General features: G+C 65.0%; 3 protein-coding genes. All 3 read left to right on the forward strand.

Annotated elements, in window-relative coordinates; all coding sequences use genetic code 11:
* The first annotated feature begins 535 nt into the window (after positions 1-535).
* The gene (locus ACFOSH_RS43125; RefSeq protein ID WP_378247448.1) at positions 536-15,151 is read left to right on the forward strand and encodes a hypothetical protein; all 14,616 of its coding nucleotides are present in this window, start codon (positions 536-538) and stop codon (positions 15,149-15,151) included.
* Between the two features lie 139 nt (positions 15,152-15,290).
* A complete protein-coding gene (locus tag ACFOSH_RS43130; protein ID WP_378247450.1) occupies positions 15,291-15,623 on the forward strand; it encodes a hypothetical protein in 333 nt (110 codons plus the stop codon).
* Between the two features lie 253 nt (positions 15,624-15,876).
* Positions 15,877-22,308 (forward strand): WXG100-like domain-containing protein, encoded by a 6,432-nt coding sequence (locus tag ACFOSH_RS43135; protein ID WP_378247452.1) that lies wholly within the window; start codon positions 15,877-15,879, stop codon positions 22,306-22,308.
* Positions 22,309-22,330 lie beyond the last annotated feature (22 nt).

The raw sequence follows: 22,330 nt of genomic DNA on the forward strand, positions 1-22,330 counted from the left end.
GATGGCGGAGGATGCAGGACGGCGGCTTCCTGGCGCCGGACATGAAATGTCGCGGCTGGGGGGGCCTGGTTCTGGGGTCGGGGCCGGTTCGCTGGGTTTGACCGCGGCCGGTGTGCCGTCGCCGGTTGTGTCTGGTGCTGGGGGTGGTGGCGGGGGGTGGCAGGTCAGCTCGGAGCTGCAGTATTCCGGTGGCCGGTTCGGAGGGGGTGATGCCGTTCCTGCGCCACTGGGGGCTTCTGATGGTGTTCTTGGTCTTGACGGGCCGCGGCACCTCGCCCCCGGTGGCACTGGTCTGGTGTCTCCCGGTGCGGGGGCGGAAGGTCAGGGTGCGACCGGTGCCGGGTCGGGTGACGCTCTTCGGGCGGGGGTTCCGGCGGGTCTGCCCTGGGGTGCGGGTCCTGGCGAAGACGGCTCGCTGGAGGCGTATCTGAAGAAGACCCGTAGTTCGGACGAGGCGAGCCCGAGTTCGGCGACACAGACGGAGTTGCAGGACTGGGTACGGGATTTGCAAGCCGCGGCTGTGACGGTGACCGGTATGCGAGTACCCGCGTTTTTGGTGGCTGGTCTTTCCGGCGGACAGATCAACGAGCAGCAGGCGCAGAATCTTATGGACACGCACGCAAAGATTAAGGCCCGTCCGAAGCGGGTTCTCAAGCTGATGCCGGATTGGCTCAAGGCGTTCCGTCCTGACGAGGAGGTGTTGCACGAGGGGGAGCGGAAGAAGTACGACAATCTGTTGTTGTTATTGCAGGCGAAGAAGGACCAGTTGCCGGTCAACATCTCGTTGGAGCGCACTGGGAAGGGGTACTCGGAACCGTTGCGGTTGTGGGCCGAGGTGTGGTTGCGGGCGTACCAGGAGGCGGAGCTTCGAAAGACCAAAAAAGCCCCGAAATTGAAGGACCTTGTGCCGCTCGTCGGAGGCATCGCGGGCTCCAGGACGGTAAGCAAGTGGAACAGCGGCTTTCCCCAGAGGGTTGAGGATCTTCCTGTCGGCGATGCCCCTTCAGGCGGCTGGGTGTGGCCGGTCGGGTCGGAGTTGCAGCAGGTGGAGGTGGAGGGGCTGTCGCAGGAGGAGATGGAGGAGATGGAGGGGTTGGAGGGGTTGGCGCGGGAGTTGCAGGTGGAGCTGTCGCAGCGGCTGGGGCAGGAGGAGCAGATACAGCTGGCGGATGTGGGGGTGATCATCGGTGGTGTGGGTTCGGAGTTGAGGGATGCGGCGGCGTTGTTGCTGAAGGAAGCCGGTGTGCATGGGGTGGTGTTGCTGGATCACGGTGTTCGTGATCTGGAGGTGGTCGAGCGGGCGGTGCGGGGTTCGGGGTGGCGTGAAGGTGGTGAACCGGTCCGGTTGTTCGCGTGTGAGACCGGTGATGGTGCTCTGGATCGGTTGGCGGGCGGTTTGCAGGAGCGGCTTGGTGTTGCTGTGTGGTATCCGATCGAGTTGTTGTGGCTGGAGGTGGAGGGGCCTGGCCCCGCGGCCCGGGTCGGCAAACTGGGTTATTCCGAGGACAGTGTGCCGGTGCTGGTTTTGCGTGATGCTGGTGGTGGCTGGGTGCGGCGGGTCCGCCCGGACCGGCAGCATCCCGATGGCCGGATCGAAGGGTGGCCCTATACCGTCCCCGCTCCCGAAGGTGGCCTTGGTCTTGACCAACCGCGGCACCTCGCCCCCGGTGACACTGATCCTGTGTCTGCCGGTCCAGGGACGGAACGCCAGGCTGTGGTGTCCTGGCGTCCCCCTCCTGGGGTGGCGAATACGTTGCCGGACCTCGTGGAAGCGCCGGATCCTGGGGTTTCGGGGAGTTCCGGTTCGGGGGCGGGAGGCCAGGGTGTGGTATCCGGGCGTCTCGGTCCTGGGGCAGGTGCCGCTACCACGTGGCGTGACTACCTGAGGGATATCGGTCGTTCGGAGGTGAAAGTCGGGTGGTCGCGCGGTTGGTTCGTGAGCCTGCAAGAGGAGGCTGTGAAACAGACCGGTATGGGAGTACCCGCGCCTTTGGTGTTTGCTCTCTCCGGCGGAAAGATCAGCAGGAATAATGCGAATAAGCTTATGGAACGGCACGGACCTTCTGTGCCCGATCTGATGACGGTTCGCTCGCTTGTTCCCCCGTGGGTCACGGATTTCCGTCCTGGTGAGGGGGAGTGGGAGCAGTTCGGTGATCTGTTGGCGTTCCTGAAGGCGAATAAGAAAAAGTTGCCGGTCAACATCTGGTTGGAGCCCAGTGGGAAGACCCGTGGGCAGAAGCCGCTGTACTCGGATCCGTTGCAGCGGTGGGCCGAGGTGTGGATGCGGGCGTACAAGGAGGCGAGGGCTCAAGAGAACAAGCCAGTCCTGACGTCGGAGGAGCTTGTGTCGCTCGTCGGAGGCATCGCGCAGTACACGACCGTAAAAGACTGGGACCGCGACTCTTCCTGGAGCTTTGCGGACCTGTCTCTCGACGACTCCCCCTCGGGTGCGGGGGAGGGTCCCGGGCAACCGCCGGCAGCTGATCTGGAGGAGCTGGATGATGTGGCGTTGGCGGACTGGCGTCCCGGTCCTCGCCGGGGGGGCTCGCTGTGGAGGTATCTGCGGGCGAAGGGTCGTTTGAGCGAGGCGACGCAGAAGGCGTTGCACCGTTGGTTCGTGAGCCTGCGAGCGGAGGCTGTGAAACGGACCGGTATGGGAGTACCCGTGCCTTTGGCGGTTGCTCTCTCCGGCGGACTGATGGATATGGGGCAGGCGCGTGGGTATGTGAACAGGAACGTACCTCCTGTGTTGGGTCTGGACGAGATCTCTAAGCTTGTTCCCCCGTGGGTCAAGGGGTTCCGTCCTGATGAGGGGGAGGAGCCGTTCCCTGATCTGTTGGCGCTCCTGAAGGCGAAAACGGAAGAGTTGCCGGTCAACATCTGGTTGGAGCCCGTTGGGAAGACCAGTGGGCAGAAGCCGCTGTACTCGGAGCCGTTGATGCGGTGGGCCGAGGTGTGGATGCGGGCGTACCACGCGGCGAGGGCTGGAGAGAACAGAAACAGACCAGCCCTGACGCAGAGGGAGCTTGCGCGGCGCAGTGGAGGCATCGTGCACCGCCAGACGGTAGGCGACTGGAAACTCGGCGTTCCCCAGAGCGTTGCGGACCTGTCTCTCGGCAACGCCCCGTCGGGCTCGGCTGGTGAGGGCCCATCTGGCGTAAGTCCTGTCGGCGCTTCAACGTCGCCACTGCGGAAGCGCTGGTGGCTGGAAACCGGGAGGTCGGAGCAGCCGTCGTCGGGGTTGGAGCTGCCGGGGGGTGCAGGAGGGCTTCCTGGTGCTGACCTTGAAACGGGGTTGGGGGGGCCGGGGCCTGGGGTCGTGGCCGGTTCGCTGGGTTATTCCGAGACCGGCGTGCCGGTTGTGCCTGGTGCTGGGGGTGGTGGCGGGGGGTGGCCGGTTGGTTCGGAGCGGTTGTATGGGTCTGGTGGTGGGTGGGGGTTGGGCTCTGCTGGTGATCTTTCGCAGGCGCCGGTGTATGAGGTGTTGTGGCCGGGGGATAGGGGAGTGTCGCGTGGTGTGCCGTTTGTGGTGGCGGATGTGGGGGTGGTTGTTGGTGCTGGTGATGCGGAGTTGGTGGATGCGGCGATGCGGTTGCTGAAGGAAGGTGGTGTGCATGGGGTGGTGTTGCTGGATTCCGGTGTTCGTGATCTGGACTTGATCAAGGAGGTGCTGTTGGTTTCGGGGTGGAACGGTGGTGACGCGGTCCGGTTGTTCGCGTCTGAGTCTGAGCACGGTGATCTGGAGTCGTTTGCTGTTGGTTTGCGGCAGTCGCTTGGTGGTGTCGCGGTGGCGCATCCGATCGATTTGTTGTGGTTTGGGGTGTCGGGGCCTGGTCCTGCGGCCCGGGTCGGTTCGCTGGAGGACGAAGACGGCGTGCCGGTGCCGGTTTGGCGTTATGCCGAGGATGGTGGCTGGCTGTGGCAGGTCTTCAAGTCGGGGCAGCATCCCGACGGCTGGGCCGAAGGGAGTTATCACCTTCCTGCGCCCGCTTCCGATGATGGCCTTGTCCTTGGTCTTGCCCGGCCGCGGCATCTCGGCCCTCGTGACGCTGATCCTGTGTCCGGTTCGGGGGCGGAGGGTCGGGGTGTGGCGGGTGCCGGGTCGAGTGACGCTCTTCCCGCGGAGGTTTCGGAGTATGAGGCGCCCTGGGGTGCGGGTCCTGGCCAGGACGGCTCGCTAAAGGCGTATCTGAAGAAGAACAATCGTTCGAGCCCGGCGACGCAGACGGAGTTGCAGGAATGGATACGGGATTTGCAAAACGCGGCTGTGACGGTGACCGGTTTGCGAGTACCCGTGCCTGTGCTGGTTGATCTTTCCGACGGACGACTGATCGATGCGGAGACGGTGCGCGGGTATACGCGCAGGCACGCAAAGCTTAAGCCCACTCCGGAGCTGGTTCCTTCGCTGGTGCCTCCGTGGGTCAAGGCGTTCCGTCCTGGTGAGGTGCAGTGGTACGAGGGGGAGTTGCGCGAGGGGGAGTGGCATGAGGGGGAGTGGCGGCAGTACGACGATCTGTTGAAGCTCCTGCAGGCGAACAGACATCGGTTGCCGGTCAACATCTCGTTGGTGCGCGGTGGGCAGAGGTACTCGGATCCGTTGGTGCGGTGGACCGAGGTGTGGATGCGGGCTTACTACGATGCGAAGTTGAAGACCGGAATAGTCATGACGGCACAAAGCCTTGCGGAGTTCACCGGAGGCATCGTGCAGCCCGAGATGGTAGACAAGTGGAAACTCGACGTTCCCCAGAATGTTGTGGATCTTTCTGTCGGCAACGCCTCCTCGGGCTTGGCTCTTCCTGGCCCATCTGACGAAAGTGGTGTCGGCGCTTCAACGACGCGGAAGCGCTCGTGGCAGGAAGCCATGGGGCCGGAGTTGGAGATGGCGGAGGATGCAGGACGGCGGCTTCCTGGCGCCGGACATGAAATGTCGCGGCTGGGGGGGCCTGGTTCTGGGGTCGGGGCCGGTTCGCTGGGTTTGACCGAGGACGGTATGCCGTCGCCGGTTGTGTCTGGTGCTGGGGGTGGTGGCGGGGGGTGGCAGGTCGGGTCGGCGCAGCCGGAGCAGGGGTTGTCGCGGGAGTTTCGGGTGGAGATGTCGGAGTGGTTGTGGCGGGAGGAGGCGCGGATACAGCCGGCGCCGGTGGGGGTGATCATCGGTGAAGTGGGTTCGGTGTTGGGGGGTGCGGCTTGGTTCTTGCCGAAGGAAGACGGTGTGCATGGGGTGGTGTTGCTGGATGAGGAGGCTCGTCATCTGGAGGTGATCGAGCGGGCGTTGCGGCGTTCGGGGTGGCGTGAAGGTGAGGCGATCCGGTTGTTTGCGTGTGAGACCGGTGATGGTGTTCTGGCGGGGTTGGCTCTTGGTTTGTGGGTGCGGTTTGGTGTTGCTGTGGAGTATCCGGTTGATTTGTTGTGGTTGGGGGTGCGGGGGCCTGGTCCGGGGGCGCGGGTCGCCAAACTGGATTGGACCGAGGTGGGTGTGCCGGTGCTGGTTTTGTTTGAGGGTGGTGGTGGCTGGGCGCGGCGGGTCACCCCGGATGGGCGGTATCCCTATGGCCTGCGCGAAGGGACTTATACCGTCCCCGCTCCCGATGGCGGTCTTGGTCTTGACGGGCCGCGGCACCTCGCTCCGGGTGGTGCTGATCTTGTGTCTTCCGGTGTGGGGGCGGAGGGTCGGGGTGTGGCGGGTGCTGGGGCGAGTGAGGCTTTTCTGGAGGCGGTTCGGGCGGGTGAGGTGCCCTGGGGTGCGGGTCCTGGCCGAGACGGCTCGCTGAAGGCGTATCTGGCGGTGCCCGGTCGTTCGGGCGAGGCGACGCCGAAGGTGTTGCGGGCATGGGTACGGGATTTGCAAGACGCGTCTGTGACGGTGACCGGTATGCGGGTACCCGCGCCTTTGGTGGTTGTTCTTTCCGGCCAACGGATCGATGCGAAGCAGGTGCATAACTTTACGGACGAGCACCCAGCTATTGAGTCCCGTCCGAAGCTGGATCGTTCGCCGTTGCCGGATTGGGTCATGGAGTTCCGTCCTGGTGAGGGGAAGTGGAAGCAGTACGATGACCTGTTGTCGTTCCTGCAGGCGAACAGGCATCGGTTGCCGGTCAACATCTGGTTGGAGCGCGGTGGGAGGAGGTACTCGGAACCGTTGCGGTGGTGGGCCGAGTTGTGGATGCGGGCGTACCACAAGGCGAAGGCTCAAGATCCAGACCTGACGGCGCCAAGACTTGCGAAGCTCTCCGGAGACATCGTGACCTCCAGGACGATATACAGCTGGAGCCTCCACTTTCCCCGGAGCGTTGCGCAACTTTCTCCTGGCGATGCCTCCTCGGGCTCGGTTCTTCCTGGCCCGTCTGGCAGCGGTGGTGTCGGCGCTTCACTGACGTCGCAGGGGAAGCGCCCGCTGGAAGCCATGGAAGACACGGGGCCGCAGTTGCTGCAGCCGGGGTTGCTGTCGTCGGGGTCGGGGGTGCCGGGGCCTGGTTTTGGGGTGGGGGCCGGTGCGTTGGAGTTGCGGTATTCCGGTGGCCAGGTCGGAGGGGGTTATGCCGTTTCTGTGCCGCTCGATACCGGTGGTGTCCTTGGTTTTGACCGGCCGTGGCAGCTTGATTCGGGTGGCATTGATCCTGTGTTCTTCGGCCAGGACGGAGCACTCGAATCGGGTGCCGCTGTTCCGGAGGGGGTTCGGGCGGGTGTGAAGCGCTGGGGTGCGGGTCCTGGCGAAGACGGCTCGCTGGAGGCGTATCTGAGGGAGACCCGTAGTTCGGGCGAGGCGAGCCCGGGTTCGGCGACGCAGAGGGAGTTGCGGGCATGGGTAGGGGCTTTGCAAGACGGGTCTGTGAAGGTGACCGGTTTGCGAGTACCCCAGTCTTTGGTGGCTGTTCTTTCCGACGGACGGATCGAGGCGGAGCAGGTGCGTGGGTTTACGTACAGGCACGCAAAGCATAAGCCCAGTTCGGAGCCGGATCCTGCGCTGGTGCCGGGTTGGGTCAAGGCGTTCCGTCCTGACGCGGAGGTGTGGCACGAGGGGGCGTTCCGAAAGTACGGTGATCTGTTGTCGCTCCTGCAGGCGAAGAAGGACTGGTTGCCGGTCAACATCTGGTTGGAGCCCGACGAGAAGGGGAAGTACTCGGATCCGTTGCTGTGGTGGACCCGGGTGTGGTTGCGGGCGTACCAGGAGGAGCAGCTTCGAAAGACCAGAAAAGCCCCGACAGTGCTGGACCTTGTGCCGCTCGTCGTAGGCATCGTGGACTACGGGACGGTATACAACTGGAACCTCCGCTTTCCCCAGAGCGTTGCGGAACTTTCTCCCGGCGATGCCTCCTCGGACTCGGCTCTTGCGAGCCCGTCTGGCAGCGGTGGTTTCGGCGTTTCACCGACGCCACGTGGGAAGCGCCGGCGGCTGGAAGCCCCGGAAGACATGGGGCCGCAGATGCTGCAGCCGGGGTTGGAGATGCCGGGGTCTGGTTCTGGGGTCTGGGCCGGTGCGCCAAGTTTTTCCGCGGCCGGTATGCCGATGCCGGTTGGGTTTGATGCTGGGGGTGGTGGCTGGTGGCCGGTCGGGTCGGAGCTGCAGCAGGTGGAGTTGGAGGGGTTGTCGCGGGAGTTGCAGGTGGAGATGTCGGAGCGGCTGTGGCGGGAGGAGGCGCGGATACAGCCGGCGCCGGTGGGGGTGATCATCGGTGAAGTGGGTTCGGTGTTGGGGGGTGCGGCTTGGTTTTTGCCGAAGGAGGATGGTGTGCATGGGGTGGTGTTGCTGGATGAGGAGGCTCGTGATCTGGAGGTGATCGAGCGGGCGTTGCGGCGTTCGGGGTGGCGTGAAGGTGGTGATGTGATCCGGTTGTTTGCGAGTGAGACCGGTGGCCTGGCGAGGTTGGCTCTTGATTTGTGGGTGCGGTTTGGTGTTGCTGTGGGGTATCCGGTTGATTTGTTGTGGTTGGGGGTGCCGGGGCCTGGTCCTGGGGCGCGGGTCGGTCGGCGGGGTTTGACCGAGGCGGGTGTGCCGGAGCTGGTTTTGTTTGAGGGTGGTGGTGGCTGGGCGTGGTGGGTCACCCCGGACTGGCGGTATCCCGATGGCCTGATCGAGGGGGGGACTTATACCGTTCCCGGTCCCGCTGGCGGTCTTGGTCTTGACGGGCCGCAGCACCTTGCCCCCGGTGGCACTGATCCTGTGTCTGTCGGTCCGGGGACGGAAAGTCAGGGTGTGACCGGTGCCGGACCGAGTGACGCTCTTCCGGCGGAGGTTCCGGAGGATGTGGAGGATCCGGAGGATGTGGAGTGGGGTGTCGGTCCTGGCCAAAACGCCTCGCTAGCGACGTATCTGAAGAAGAACAATCGTTCGAGCCCGGCGACGCAGTCGGATTTGCAGGACTGGGTACGGGATTTGCAAGACACGGCTGTGACGGAGACCGGTTTGCGAGTACCCACGTTTGTGGTGGCTGCTCTTTCCGGCGGACGGATCGATGCGACGCAGGCGGGTAGTCTTACGGACTGGCACGCAGAGATTAAGCCCCTTTCGGTTCTGGATCCTTCGCTTGTTCCTCCGTGGTTCATGAATTTCCGTCCTGGCGAGGGGGAGTGGGAGCAGTACGATGATCTGTTGCCGTTCCTGCAGGAGAATGAGGGCAAGTTGCCGGTCAACATCTCGTTGGAGCCCGGTGGGAATGGGTACTCGGAACCGTTGCGGCAGTGGACCAAGGCGTGGTTGCGGGCGTACCAGAAGGAGAAGCTTCTAGAGACACGAAAAGCCCCGACGTGGGAGAGTCTTGTGCCGCTCGTCAGAGGCATCGTGAGCGACTCGACGGTACGCCGCTGGAACCTTCGCTTTCCCCAGAGAGTTGTGGAACTTTCTGTCGGCGATGCTCCCTCAGGCTCGGCTCTTCCTGGCCCATCTGACGAAAGTGGTGTCGGCGCTTCAACGACGTCACAGGGGGTGTTGGGTGGTGTGCCGTCTGTTCACGATGACGTGATGGTGGCGCCTGTGGGGGTGATCATCGGTGGTGTGGGTTCGGAGTTGAGGGATGCGGCGGCGTTGCTGCTAAAGGAAGCCGGTGTGCATGGGGTGGTGTTGCTGGATCACCGTACTCGTGATCTGGAGGTGATCGAGCGGGCGGTGCGGGGTTCGGGGTGGCGTGAAGGTGAGGCGATCCGGTTGTTTGCGTGTGAGACCGGTGATGGTGTTCTGGCGGGGTTGGCTCTTGGTTTGTGGCTGCGGTTTGGTGTTGATGTGTGGTATCCGATCGAGTTGTTGTGGTTGGGGGTGCCGGGGCCTGGTCCCGCGGCCCGGGTCGGTGAACTGGGTTATTCCGCGCCCGGTATGCCGATGCTGGTTTTGCGTGATGATAAGGGTGGTGGCTGGGTGCGGCGGGTCGGCTCACCGCAGCAGCGTTCCGGTGGCCTGCGCGAAGGGTCTTATACCGTCCCTGCTCCCGATGGTGGTCTTGGCCTTGACGGGCCGCGGCATCTCGCTCCGGGTGGGACTGATCTTGTGTCTGTGGGTGCGGGGGCGGAGGGTCGGGGTGTGGCGGGTGAGGCTCTTCGGGCGGGGGGTTCGGCGAGTGTGAAGCCCTGGGGTGCGGGTCCTGGCGAAGACGGCTCGCTGGAGGCGTATCTGAGGGAGAACCGCGAGGCGGGCGAGGAGGGCCCGGCGACGCAGAAGGAGTTGCGGAAATGGGTAGGGGCTTTGCAAGACGCGGCTGTGCGGGTGACCGGTATGCGAGTACCCGTGCCTGTGGTGGTTGATCTTTCCGGCGGAAAGATCAACGCGGAGCATACGCCTGTGATTACGCAGAGGAACGCAAAGCTTAAGCCTCGTCCGAAGCTGGATCCTGCGCTGGTGCCGGGTTGGGTCAAGGCGTTCCGTCCTGGTGAGCGGCAGTGGTACGAGGGGAAGCTGGAGAAGTACGACGATCTGTTGTTGTTATTGCAGGCGAAGAAGGACCAGTTGCCGGTCAACATCTGGTTGGAGCGCAGTGGGGGGGAGTACTCGGATCCGTTGCGGCGGTGGGCCGAGGTGTGGTTGCGGGCGTACCAGGAGGAGAACCTTCGAAAGACCGGAAAAGCCCTGAAAGTGGAGGACCTTGTGCCGCTCGTCAGAGGCATCGTGGGCTCCAGGACGGTAGGCAACTGGAACCGCGGCTTTTCCCAGCCTGGCCCGTCTGGCATAAGCGGTGTCGGCGCTTCACAGACGCGACCGGGGAAGGGCCGGCGGCGGAAAGCCCCGGAAGCCCCGGAAGCCTCGGGGCCGCAGATGCTGCGGCTGGGGTTAGAGATGCCGGCGGGGGGTTCGGCGGGTGTGAAGCGCTGGGGTGCGGGTCCTGGCGAAGACGGCTCGCTGGAGGGGTATCTGAAGGAGAACCGCGAGGCGAGCGAGGCGGGCCCGGCGACGAAGACGGAGTTGCGGGAATGGGTTCGGGCTTTGCAAGACGCGTCTGTGACGGTGACCGGTTTGCCAGTACCCGCGCCTGTGGTGGCTGGTCTTTCCGGCGGACAGATCAAAGCGCGGCGGGCGTACAGTCTTATGCGCAGGAACGCAAAGCTTAAGCCCCGTCTGGAGCGGGTTCGCGACCTGATGCCGGGTTGGGTCAAGGCGTTCCGTCCTGGTGAGGAGCAGTGGTACGAGTACGAGGGGAAGTGGGAGAAGGAGAAGTACGACGATCTGTTGTTGTTATTGCAGGCGAAGAAGGACCAGTTGCCGGTCTGCATCTCGTTGGTGCCCGGTGGACAGAGTTACTCGGATCCGTTGTTGCGGTGGGCCGAGGTGTGGTTGCGGGCGTACCAGGAGGCGGAGCTTCGAAAGACCGAAAAAGCCCCGGAAGTGAAGGACCTTGTGCCGCTCGTCGGAGGCATCGTGGGCTCCAAGAAGGTAGGCACCTGGAACAGCGGCTTTCCCCAGCGTGTTGAGGATCTTCCTGTCGACGATGCCCCTTCAGGCTCGGTTCTTTCGGTGCCGCAGGGGAAACGCCGGCGGTCGGCTTCACCGGTGCCGCAGGGGAAACGCCGGCGCCCGGAGTCCCCGGAAGCCTCGGAGTCCCCGGAAGCCCCGGGGTCGCTGTCGTCGGGGTTGGAGGTGCCGGAGGGTGCGGGTTGGCGTTCTGGTGTCGAGGAGGAAGTGTTGGGGATGCCGGGGTCTGGTTCTGGGGTGGGGGTCGGTTCGCCGGGTTTTTCTGAGGAAGGTGTGCCGGTTGTGTCTGGTGGTGGTGGGCTGGTTGGGTCGGAGTTGTCGCAGGTGGAGATGGAGAGGTTTTCGCGGGAGTTTCGGGTGGAGATGTCGGAGCGGCTGTGGCGGGAGGAGGCGCGGATACAGCCGGCGCCGGTGGGGGTGATCATCGGTGAAGTGGGTTCGTTGTTGGGGGGTGCGGCTTGGTTCTTGCCGAAGGAAGACGGTGTGCATGGGGTGGTGTTGCTGGATGAGGAGGCTCGTGATCTGGATGTGATCGAGCGGGCGTTGCGGCGTTCGGGGTGGGACGGTGTTGAGGCGATCCGGTTGTTTGGGTGTGAGACCGGTGATGGTGTTCCGTGGAGGTTGGCTCTTGATTTGTGGGTGCGGTTTGGTGTTGCTGTGGGGTATCCGGTCGGTTTGTTGTGGTTGGGGGTGCGGGGGCCTGGCCCGGGGGCGCGGGTCGCCAAACTGGATTGGACCGGGGACGGTGTGCCGGTGCCGGTTTTGTTTGAGGGTGGTGGTGGCTGGGCGTGGCGGGTCACCCCGGACTGGCGGTATCCCGATGGCCTGATCGAAGAAGGGACTTATACCGTTCCCGCTCCCGATGGTGGCCTTGGCCTTGGTCTTGCCCGGCCGCGGCATCTCGCTCCGGGTGGGACTGATCTGGTGTCTTCCGGTTCGGGGGCGGAGGGTGCGGGTGCTGGGTCGGGTGAGGCTCTTCGGGCGGGGGGTTCGGCGGGTGTGAAGCCCTGGGGTGCGGGTCCTGGCCAAGACGGCTCGCTGGAGGCGTACCTGAAGGAGAACCGTCGTCCGGGGTCGGGGGGTCCGGCGACGCAGATGGAGTTGCGGGATTGGGTACGGGCTTTGCAAGACGACGCTGTGAGGAAGACCGGTATGTGGGTGCCCGCGTCTTTGGTGGTTGATCTTTCCGGCAGACAGATCGATGAGATTCAGGCGCGTAATTTTACGGACTCACGCTCAATTTTTAAGCCCACTCCGGAGCGGGTTCCTTCGCTGGTGCCGGATTGGGTCAAGGCGTTCTGTCCTGATGAGGTGCAGTGGTACGAGGGGGAGTGGCGTGAGGGGGAGTGGCACGATGGGGCGTGGCGGCAGTACGGCGATCTGTTGGAGCTCCTGCAGGCGAACAGACATCGGTTGCCGGTCAACATCTCGTTGGTGCGCGGTAGAGCGAGGTATTCGGACCCGTTGCGGCGGTGGGCCGAGGTGTGGATGCGGGAGTACCGGAAGGCGAAGTTTGACGCGACCGGAGAAGTCAAGACGGAGAAAAGCCTTGCGAAGCACTCCGGAGGCATCCTGGACTACAGTACGTTAAGCAAGTGGAAACGCGGCCTTTCCCGGAGCGTTGCGGAGCATTCTGTCGACGAATCCTCCTCGGGCCCGGCTCTTGCGGGCCCTTCTGGCAGCAGTCGTGTCGGCGCTTCACTGACGCCATTGTCGTCGGGGTTGGAGATGACGGGGTCCGGTTCTGGGGTCGGGGTCGGTTCTGGGGTCGGGGTCGGTTCGCTGGGTTATTCCGCGGCCGGTGTGCCGGTTGTGCCTGGCGCTGAGGGTGGTAACCGGGGGCGGCAGGTCGGGCCGGAGCTGCAGCATTCCGGTGGCCTGCGCGAAAGGGGGACCTATACCGTTCCTGTGTCTGTCGATCCAGGGACGGAAAGTCAGGGTGCGACCGGTGCCGGACCGAGCGGCACCCGTCTGGCGGAGGTTCCGGCGGATGTGGAGTGGGGTGTCGGTCCTGGCCAAAACGCCTCGCTAGCGACGTATCTGAAGAAGAACCGTCGTCCGAACCCGGCGGACCCGGCGAGCGAGGCGCGCCCGGCGACGCCGACGGAGTTGCAGTACTGGGTAGGGGCTTTGCAAGACTTGGCTGTGGTGGAGACCGGTTCGCGAGTACCCGCGTCTGTGGTGGCTGATCTTTCCGACGGACAGATCAAGGCGAATCAGGTGTATGGGTATACGTACAGGTACGCAAAGCATAAGCCCAGTCCGAAGCTGGATCCTTCGCTGGTGCCGGATTGGGTCAAGGCGTTCCGTCCTGGCGAGGAGCAGTGGTACGAGGGGGAGTGGCGCGAGGGGACGTGGGAGACGTACGATGATCTGTTGTCGCTCCTGAAGGCTAAGAAGGACAAGTTGCCGGTCAACATCCTGTTGGAGCGCGTTGGGAAGGAGTACTCGGAACCGTTGCAGCGGTGGGCCGAGGTGTGGATGCGGGCGTACTACAACGCGAAGGTTGGAGGGCCCGGAGAAGCCGAGACGGAGGAAAGCCTTGCGAAGCGCTCCGGAGACATCGTGACCTCCAGGACGGTAAGCAACTGGAACCTCCGCTTTCCCCAGAGCGCTGTGGAAATTTCTCTCGGCAACGCCCCCTCAGGCTGGGCTCTTGTCAGCGCTTCAACGATGCGACAGGCGAAGCGCCCGCGGCTGGACGCCACGGAAGCCATGGGGCCGCAGATGCCGCCGGAGTTGGCGGAGCCGTCGGGGTTGCCGGGGCCCGGTTCTGGGGTCCGGGTCTGGTCGGAGCAGCAGCATTCCGGTGGCCGGTTCGAAGGGAGTCATACCGTTCCTGTGCCGCCCGCTCATGGTGGTGTCCTTGGTCTTGCCCAACCGCAGCACCTCGTCCCCGGTGGCAATGATCCTGTGTCCTTCGGCCGGGAGGGAGCGCCCTTTGCGGGTTCGCCCGCGGCGGTTCCGGAGGACGTGGTTGGCCGGCGTCCTGGTGCTGGTGGGGCGAATACGTTTTGGAACGTCGTGGGAGCGCCGGGTCGTGGGACTGCAAGGACTTCCGATCCGGGGACGGGAACGCCAGGTGTGACCGGTGCCGGATCGAGTGACGCTGTTCTGGCGGAGGTTCCGGATTCGCCGTCTGGGACTCGTCCCGGTACGTCGGCGGTGCCGTTGAGGCTCAGGGAAGAGGCGCAAGCCGCGATGGCACAACACCGGGCGCAATCCCGGCCTCAAGAAGGCGACGAGAGCGGCCCCGATGAGGAGATGGAGGATGCGCCACCGACGCGTGAGGAGGAGGTCTGGAGCCTGGATCAAGCGCGACGTGAAGTGATCTACCACTGGGACGACCTCAGTTTGCAGATGCGGATAGTTGAGCGTCTTCTGCGTTGGGACCCGGAGATGGGGATGGACTACAAATTCTCCTGGCGTAACGCGGAAGATCCCGTGAATCGGGTGTACGAGCCGTTCGCGGACGAGAACGGAGCTGTGCACCCCAACGTTCTGGCAGGCCTTGATCAGATCACGGCAAAAATGGTCGGTTGCAAGAAGCTCCTCAAGGACATGGCCGCCAGTCCGGACTATCCACAATTGACAGGCTTGTCCGCGAAGGACATGGAGGCGTTGTGGCCCCGGCTGGAGCAGGATGTCGCGGAACTCGTGCGGTCGCTGGCTTGGGAGGACCCTGAACGTGGGCCCCGGCCGCGGCTTGTCCCGATGAAAATGAAGAAGAAGCACCTGCCGGAGCACGAACACCAATTCCTCGTGGGCAAGTGGGGTGCGCGACTACCGAACGCCCCCGCCGAAATAGCACCCGAAGATCGCATGTCCCTGCGCAACGGCCGGGTACTGGGGTTGTACCTTGGCGCGGTGCTCGACGATGACGCTGTGGAGGAAGCCTGGGAAGAAACCTACGAGCAATTTCCCGCCTATCACATGGGCGTGACCGCTGTCAACTACACCATGAGCGCGGAAGGCGCTGCGAACGCGGTCCCGTTCGTGAACACGGCGCTCAAACCTGGAGAAATCCAATATGACGAAACCCGCATCAATGCGATATTCGTTCCTTTCGAGGTCAGGCTTCCGGACAAGAGCGGAAAGTTGCGGAGGATGAGGATTGTCGCGCTGATCGCCTTGGACAATGCGTTCGATCCGGTCATCAATCCATTCGGCATCATTACGGCCGACTATGGTGACTCGTACCTCGACCTCTTCAAGAAAATGGGCATCGTCAAGGAAGAACCTTCGGAAGAAGAGTGAGAAGCCTTCGCTTTCGGCGTCTGATCGGAAAAGGGGCCTGCCGTATCGCTCCGGCGTCCCGATGTTCGGCGGTGGTGACCCATGTCCCATGGGTGATTAAGGACGATCGAGCAGAATCTATCAGAGGAGTATTGAAGCAATGACCGAAAACTTCCGCCTGGATGTCGAAGCCCTGGAGCAGGTGGCTTTGAAACTGGGGGGTGCCGAAGAGTGCTTCGCCGCGGCGCTCGGGGAATTGAACGTTCAGCTCGCCGGAGCCGACGGATGCTGGGGCGACGACGAGATAGGCAAGGCCTTCGAAAAGAAGTACTGCGGGTCGGCTGAGCAAAGTCAGGTCTCGGCCGTCGAATTGGGTGAAGTGACCGCAAGAGTGCCGTCGGTTCTGCGCACCGCCGCCGAACGGTTCATCGACGTCGATCAGGCATCGGCTCGGAAAATCGACCAAGCTTTAGCGGAAGAATTCCACAATTGACCGGTCGTCCCTCGATGTACTCAGCCTCGGTATTCGGTTATCTGTCGGAATCTGCCCTCGGCTAGGTGTCCCGGTGATGTCCGGGGTGGATGCGGTGCGGGCGACGTCGCCCCGATTCCTATCACTGCCATTGGTCCGCAGTCTCGGTTGAGGCCTGAGTCACGAGAGCGCCGACACATAGCGCACCGCATGTACTTAGCCTAACCTAAGTCGTATGACTTTCGGGCGCGAACCAGCATGTCGGTGCGGGTAAATGGGCGGCGTATACGAAAGCACGGAGCTGCCCGGCTCGCTGCAGAAGTTCTTCCTTGTCAACTTGGGCCTGGAATGGCCGGAAGCCAGCGAAGGCGGATTACGTGCCATCGCGAGGGCCAGGTCCGGGTTCGCCGACAGCCTCGAAGAACTCGGCGATGCGTTCACCGTTTCGGCGTCTGGACTGGTAGCCGCGATGGACGGCGAGTTCGCCGGCGCCGCGGCGGAATTGCTGCGGAAAGACCTGGTGTCCAGCGTCGCGGACATGGTCGGCAACGCCCGTTCTCTGGCGAAGGCGGCCAAGACCACCGCACTGGATGTGCAAAAGGCCAAGATCCTCCTGATCGTCATGGCGGTGATGGTCTTGGCGACGATCTTGGAACTGCTTGCGACCATCATTTTCTCTTATCTGGTCCCTGCCGCGAGATTGGCGGCGCAGATTTCTATGCGTGAGGTGCTGCGTCATCTGGTGATGAAGATCCAGCAGATCACCATCCAGCAGGTCGGAACGGCGACGGCGAACCTGGCCGGGAAGATCGTGAAGTTCGCGGCCCTCGGCGGTGCGTCCATGGGCGGACTCGACCTGGCTATCCAAGCCGGGCAGATGGTGTTCTCCGACCGGGAAAAGATCGATTGGACCTCGGTGGGCGCTTCGGTGCTGGCCGGTGCGGCCGGGGGAGCCGTCGCGGGGCTGGCACATGGCACGGCGGTGGGGCTGCGGTTCCTCAGCCGGTCCGCGCAGACGCGATCCAGGACCTTCTCCCCGCATGTGATTTCGATGGGCCACGCCGGATACGCACTCGCCCAAGTGGTCGTGACCCCGCTGGGTACCGTGTTTTCGAACCTCGCGACAGGAGGTAAAGGCGGCGCGGTGGACGGCATGCTCGGAGCCCTGGGTTCGGCAGGCGGCAAGCGCGGCGTATCGGCTGTACCCGGCGAAGGCCCGGCGGGTTCCCGGCAGGTGACGATCCCGGATCTCGAGAGCGTCTTCCCGGCATCACCGGAGAAGGTGCGGAGTGCCAGTCCACAGCAGCCGCCGAACGTGCCTCTGGAAGTACGCGAGGAGGTGCGCCTCGCCGCGAACGAGGCGGAGCGATCACTGGGGAAACTCAGTGAATCCCACTTCGACCGCTTGCTGAGCGACGCCACTCGAATCGTGTCTCAGCACCATCGGACCCCGCTGATCCGATCCGAAACGGACCCGGCGATGGTGAGGTGGCAGAAGCTGATCGGTGATCTGCGAGTCCTCGCCGCCGCCGATGTGCATCGCCACGGGGCGGCGGTGGCAGGGCAACGGTCCGCCGAACTGGCCGGGAAGCTGGGGACGGAGCGGGTCGGCGGGCCGCTGGGAGGAGCGCCCGCCGTACCTGCGTCACCGCGCGTCGCCGACGGTCTCGCCGAGGGCGTGGCCGGTCCCTCCTCGGCCTCCGCTCGCGGGCCGGAATCCCGGCCCGCGACGGTGGCGGGTCCGTCGTCGCTGTCCGTGGAGCGCTCGGAGAGCCGGGGGACCGAGGCGGTTCAGCCGGCGGCGGCTGCAGATGGGCCGGTGACAACGGCTCAGCCGCAGGCGTCCGTGGTCACCGGACAACCGACTGCCGCGGACAGTTCAGCGGGAGCCCCTTCGCCGGTGTCCGAAGGGCTTCCGGAAGCCCGGCCCGCCGAAACGGACGCGGCCTCAGCGGAGCAACCGGTGAGCGCCATGGCGATCGCCTTCCTGCAACCGGCCATCGAACTCGCCCCGCTCACCCCGCCCGGACAGCTCAGCCCCGAAACCCAGCACGTTCGCAGGCTCGCGTCGGCGAACAGCGTGCTCGCCGAGTCGGTCGACGGCGAGGCGATCCGCGCCGACGTCCGGACGATGCTCGAAGCCGCAGGGGCCCCGCCCTCGCAGGTGACCAGGGTGCTCGACGCCCTGCCCGACCTGACCCTCAAGGACGAGTACAAGAAGTTCGCGCACGAGGGGTACACGGTCGTCGACGGGCACGGCAAGGACGCTGTCGAGATCGTCGTGCGGGGTGGGCCCGGCGACAACACCGCGGCGAACACCGCGGTGACCACCGGTCCGCAGGATCCCGCGCGAGGCACCGATGCGGTCGCCACGGGCAACCGCCGCACGGCGACGACCGAAGCGGCCTCGGCGCCGCGCAGGCAGGGTGCCTTCGGGCACTACCTGTCCTTGCCGGTTTCGCAGAACCCGGGCGCCTTCCGCACGGTGGATCCGGCCGTCGGCATCAAGGGTGTCACCTCCACTCCCTCGTGGCGGACGTCCAGCACCACCGAAGCGCAGGTTTCCGAGTCAGTCACTCCCCCGGACAAGTGGACGAGCAAGCCGTTCGATCTGCGGCACGAGGTCACCCTCGCGCGCACCGGAGTGCCGGTGGAACACCGGCGAGGCACCTTGCCCGGCGGCATCCGGCTGAGCAGCCCGGAGATCCTCGACGACCTCCGGGAGATCGAGGCGTCGCAGACTCGCCCGACCGGCCCGCGAGCGACCTTCCTGCGCGGCGACCAAGGTCTGCTGTCCGCCGTGAGTGGTGTGTTGCATCGGAATCCCGGCTGGGCGGGAGCCGCCGACGTGGTCGGTTCTCCGCTGCGGTCATCCCTGCAGGACATCACCAGCAGCGGCACGCTGTCGCGAACCGGCACGGAACTGGCCGAAGGCGTCAAGGTGGTGACGAAGGTGCAGCTACCGGACGCGCTGGGCCGGTTGCGTAACGCGACCGTCGAACTCGGCGCCAAGATGGTCAATCACCGCCATTTCGGTTCAGGGGAGAGCGAGGAAGCCGCCTCTGTCAGCAAACAAGGGCGCGGACATCGCAGCGAAGAGTCGGCCACCGCCGCCAGCCAGAGTCCCTTCAGCGTCAACGCCTCGTTGGGGCTCGGCTTCCTGTGGAGCATCCACGACAAGCCGAGCGTCGTTTTCGGGAACAGGCTGGACCTGAGGTTCGACGCCATGGCGTTCCGTTCCGCCGCCGAGTCGCGTGAACTCACCGCTTCCGACGAGGTCACCGCGACCACTTCCGCATCCGAGTCCGGCAGGCTGCTGTTGCGGACCAGCGACGTCACCTACGGGATCCGAGCACGCTTCGACGACGGTCAAGTGTTCACCGGAAGTCACACTGTGAACGAGGGAGCGACCCGGTGGTCGGTCCTGCCCAAGGAGACGCCGGAGCCTGCCGAATCCCGTGCCTCCGCGCCGTTCGTCCTGACCAAGGTGCTGGGGGCGGCCGAAACCAGTTTCCCGCACGTTGGGAGATTGAAGGCGCGACTGCGGGAGCAGTTGCCCGAGGGCGTGGTGCAGCTGGAGACGGAAAGAGCCGGGAACGGAGCGACCGCCGACAACGAGGCACTGGTCGACGCGCTGGTGTCCAAGACGGGGCTCGCCGCGCAGGCCCCGGACCTCAACGGGGACGGGCTTTCGTTCCTTCTCGTCCGGAAAACACACCGAGGTGGTAACCGGTCGGACGAGCTGCTGCACGTGGTCATCGAGACCGTTCGGGGGCCGAGGGGACGCCGGGCACCGGCAGACGGTCCGACGTTCTCGGCGACCGGACTCAGTGGCGAGGTCACCGCGAAGCACAAGTCACAGCACAACGATTCCGTCGACGGGTCGGTGACCGCCGGGGGGAACGCGGGTGTCCGGGTCGGTGCCGGCGTGCGGGAAACCGTGCGGAGCTACGAGCTGAGCGGCGGCTCGAACCGTTCGTTCGCCAACTCGGCGCGCACCTTGGAGACCGCCGACACGCATACGCAGGGGCACGGCCGGTCCGCGGACGGGAGCACGACCCACAGGCATGAGATCGACTACAAGGTCTCGATTTCCGACGACGATGGCACAAGAACGTTCTTCGTACCGGGTGGCGAGGCCAAGACCACCTTGGCAGGCCAGATCTCCTTCGTACCGCCCCCCACCGTGGGAAACACTTCTTTCGTCGCGGTCGCCGCCGGGGCAGCCGGCCGTCCCGGCGGCTGGACGTCCGCGAAGCTCCCGGACCACTTCGCGGTCCACGGTCTCGATCTGCCTCCCGGCATCGCCCGCTTCCTGTCGGAAGATCTCCTCGGCGGACTTGGCAAGGGGCAACATCTGGCTTCACACCAGCTCTTCCGGTTCGCCGGCCCGGACAGGGTCGCCGCGAACCTCGACCGTTCGGTCACCGGGACCTATCATGCCCCGCTGCACCGCTACGGCCGAGGGGAAGGCCAGTACGCCGGGTTCCTTGACCGCATAGGCGACGTCGGTATGACGATCGTCCTCAGCAACGCCCGTGTGGCGGGACCACCGCAGAAGACCACTCTGACGTTCACCAGCACAGTAGGAGGTGTCCGTGCCCGTGGCGGCTGGAGCACCTCAGGTGGTTACACCTTCGGCAACGGCAGGCTCGGTATCGCGGCAGCCCGGCCGGAGAACACGTATGCTTTCCCGCAGCTCGGGTACGGGTTCTTCGGCAGCGACACAGATGGGCACTCGCTGCGAGTGGAGCACGAGCAGAGCCGGAGGACCACCTACACCGGCGACGCCTATCTCGTGACCTACGACGCCACCGTGCTCCTCTCCGGCCGGGACTACCGCCACCTCGGTGTCGGACCGTACGACGGGACGACCGACGGTGGCTGGAAGTACGCGCAGGCGCATCGGCGGCACGCCGTCCAGGTGTGGGTGCCCGCAGTCGAGATCGACCAACTCGCCCTGCCCGAGGGATGGGATTCCGGCTTCCCCGCCGCGGCGGAACCCGCTACTCCGAACGTGGCTCCGCCACTCTCCGTCGTCTATGACGGGCGGTCGCCGGTCAGCCTGGACACCGAGGTGACCGATGAGCTTCTTTCGGCCGTCGTACGGGAAATGGCGTCACTCCGGCCACCGAGCGCGACAGCGGGTACCTGGGCCGCTCTCGCGGGCGGCCTCGGCGGGGCTGCCCACCGACTGGTGTTCGGCGCCGGAGACGAGGTCGTCGCGGCGCGCCTGCTTGACCAGGTTCACGCGGATATTTCCCCGCGTGCACTGGAAAACCTGTTCCGGGAACGGAGGTCCGGCGGGAAGACGTGGTCCGCGTCGTTCACCGGCCCCCTGGGTGTGATCACCTATCAGCTCACCGCGACCGCGAAGCTGGCGGACGGGACCGCCCCCCGTGCGGTGGAGGGCTGGGCGGACGATTACACGACCAAGTCGACGAAGACCAGGGAACGGTTCCACGAAAACGTGAGTTCCCACAGCGCCAACGCCTCCTTCCGCATGCCCTTCTACTTCTCGCATCCGACTGTGCGCGGAGCAGGTTTTTCCGGTCAGAGCGGACTGTCGGGAAACACCACGCTGCGCCAGACCGACACCGAGACGACACAGGAGACCAGAACGATGTCCGCGGCCGGGAACGCCGCGGTGTACCGGCATGACGTGACCTTGGAGCTGGAGTTCGCCAGGACGGCTCATCTGGCGCGGTCCGTCCGCTCGCTCACCGGTGGGCTCACGGATCTGCTCGCTCCCGCGGCCACCCACCATCGCGCGCCCGAACTGCTCCTGCCGGACGCGGCGCGGAGCAGGGTCCGGTTGGACACCCTGGCGGAGGGGCGAGCACAGGGACGCATCACAGTTTTGCCGGACGCCGCGTACCTGGATGTTCCGGGCGGCGCGGTCGGCCGGGTCGTCGGCGATGTCCTGGAAGGGACTCTTGCCGCGGAGGAGACCGGTCCTCCTCCGCCTTCGGTACCTGTACAGGCGGCCGCTGCCAGGCGGACCATCATGGACGGCACCTCTCCGGGGGCCCTCACCGCCGGCTTCCCCGAAGCGCTGACCGACGCGGGCTATCGAGTGGATGGCCTGGAGTACGACGCGTTCTACGCCGCGGGCTTTCTGCAAAGGCATCCGCTTTCCGCCCTGGTCTTCCACGCCGATCTGACAGAAACGTGGGTGACCTCGCTGAAGGGAACCGGCGAAGCCGATCCGAAAGTCGCCGTCAGCGGCGACACCACGAAAAAGACCAGCCAGGACCGAACGGCGGGCCCTATGTGGAGCTCTCTGATGGCGTCGTTCCCGCTGAGTATCTTTCCCGGGAAGACCACTCCGCAGGCGGGGCGGAGCACGGCGGACGGGCTCGTGCCCGGAACGTCCGTCGTGGAACTGCCGGAGTTGCGCGGGGTCGGTCCGGTGCTCGCCTGGCAGCAGTCGACGTCGACGGGCTCCGGTGGCAAGACCGAGGAACACACTCGGCGCTCGGGGGGCGAGCTCTATCTGGTGCGGGCGCGAGTGAACTGGCGGGTAACGCCGGAATATCAGGGCACCGTGCCGCCCGGCTGGACCAGGCCCCGAACCACGTTCGACACGATCTCTTTCCACACGGACGCGCGGGGACTGGACTCGATCGGTCTGCGAGCGCCTGACGACGAGGGGGACATCTACTTCGACGCGAGGTCGGACTTCGACGCCGCCGAAGTCGACTAGTGTCGCGTGATCAGACGGCGAT

The sequence above is a fragment of the Amycolatopsis speibonae genome (genome assembly GCF_042647925.1).
GTDB classification, from domain to species: domain Bacteria; phylum Actinomycetota; class Actinomycetes; order Mycobacteriales; family Pseudonocardiaceae; genus Amycolatopsis; species Amycolatopsis speibonae.

Excerpts from the sequence above, each read along its gene's own strand:
- ACFOSH_RS43125 (WP_378247448.1), top strand. The coding sequence starts at position 536 with ATGCGAGTACCCGCGTTTTTGGTGGCTGGTCTTTCCGGCGGACAGATC.
- ACFOSH_RS43130 (WP_378247450.1), top strand. The coding sequence starts at position 15,291 with ATGACCGAAAACTTCCGCCTGGATGTCGAAGCCCTGGAGCAGGTGGCT.
- ACFOSH_RS43135 (WP_378247452.1), top strand. The coding sequence starts at position 15,877 with ATGGGCGGCGTATACGAAAGCACGGAGCTGCCCGGCTCGCTGCAGAAG.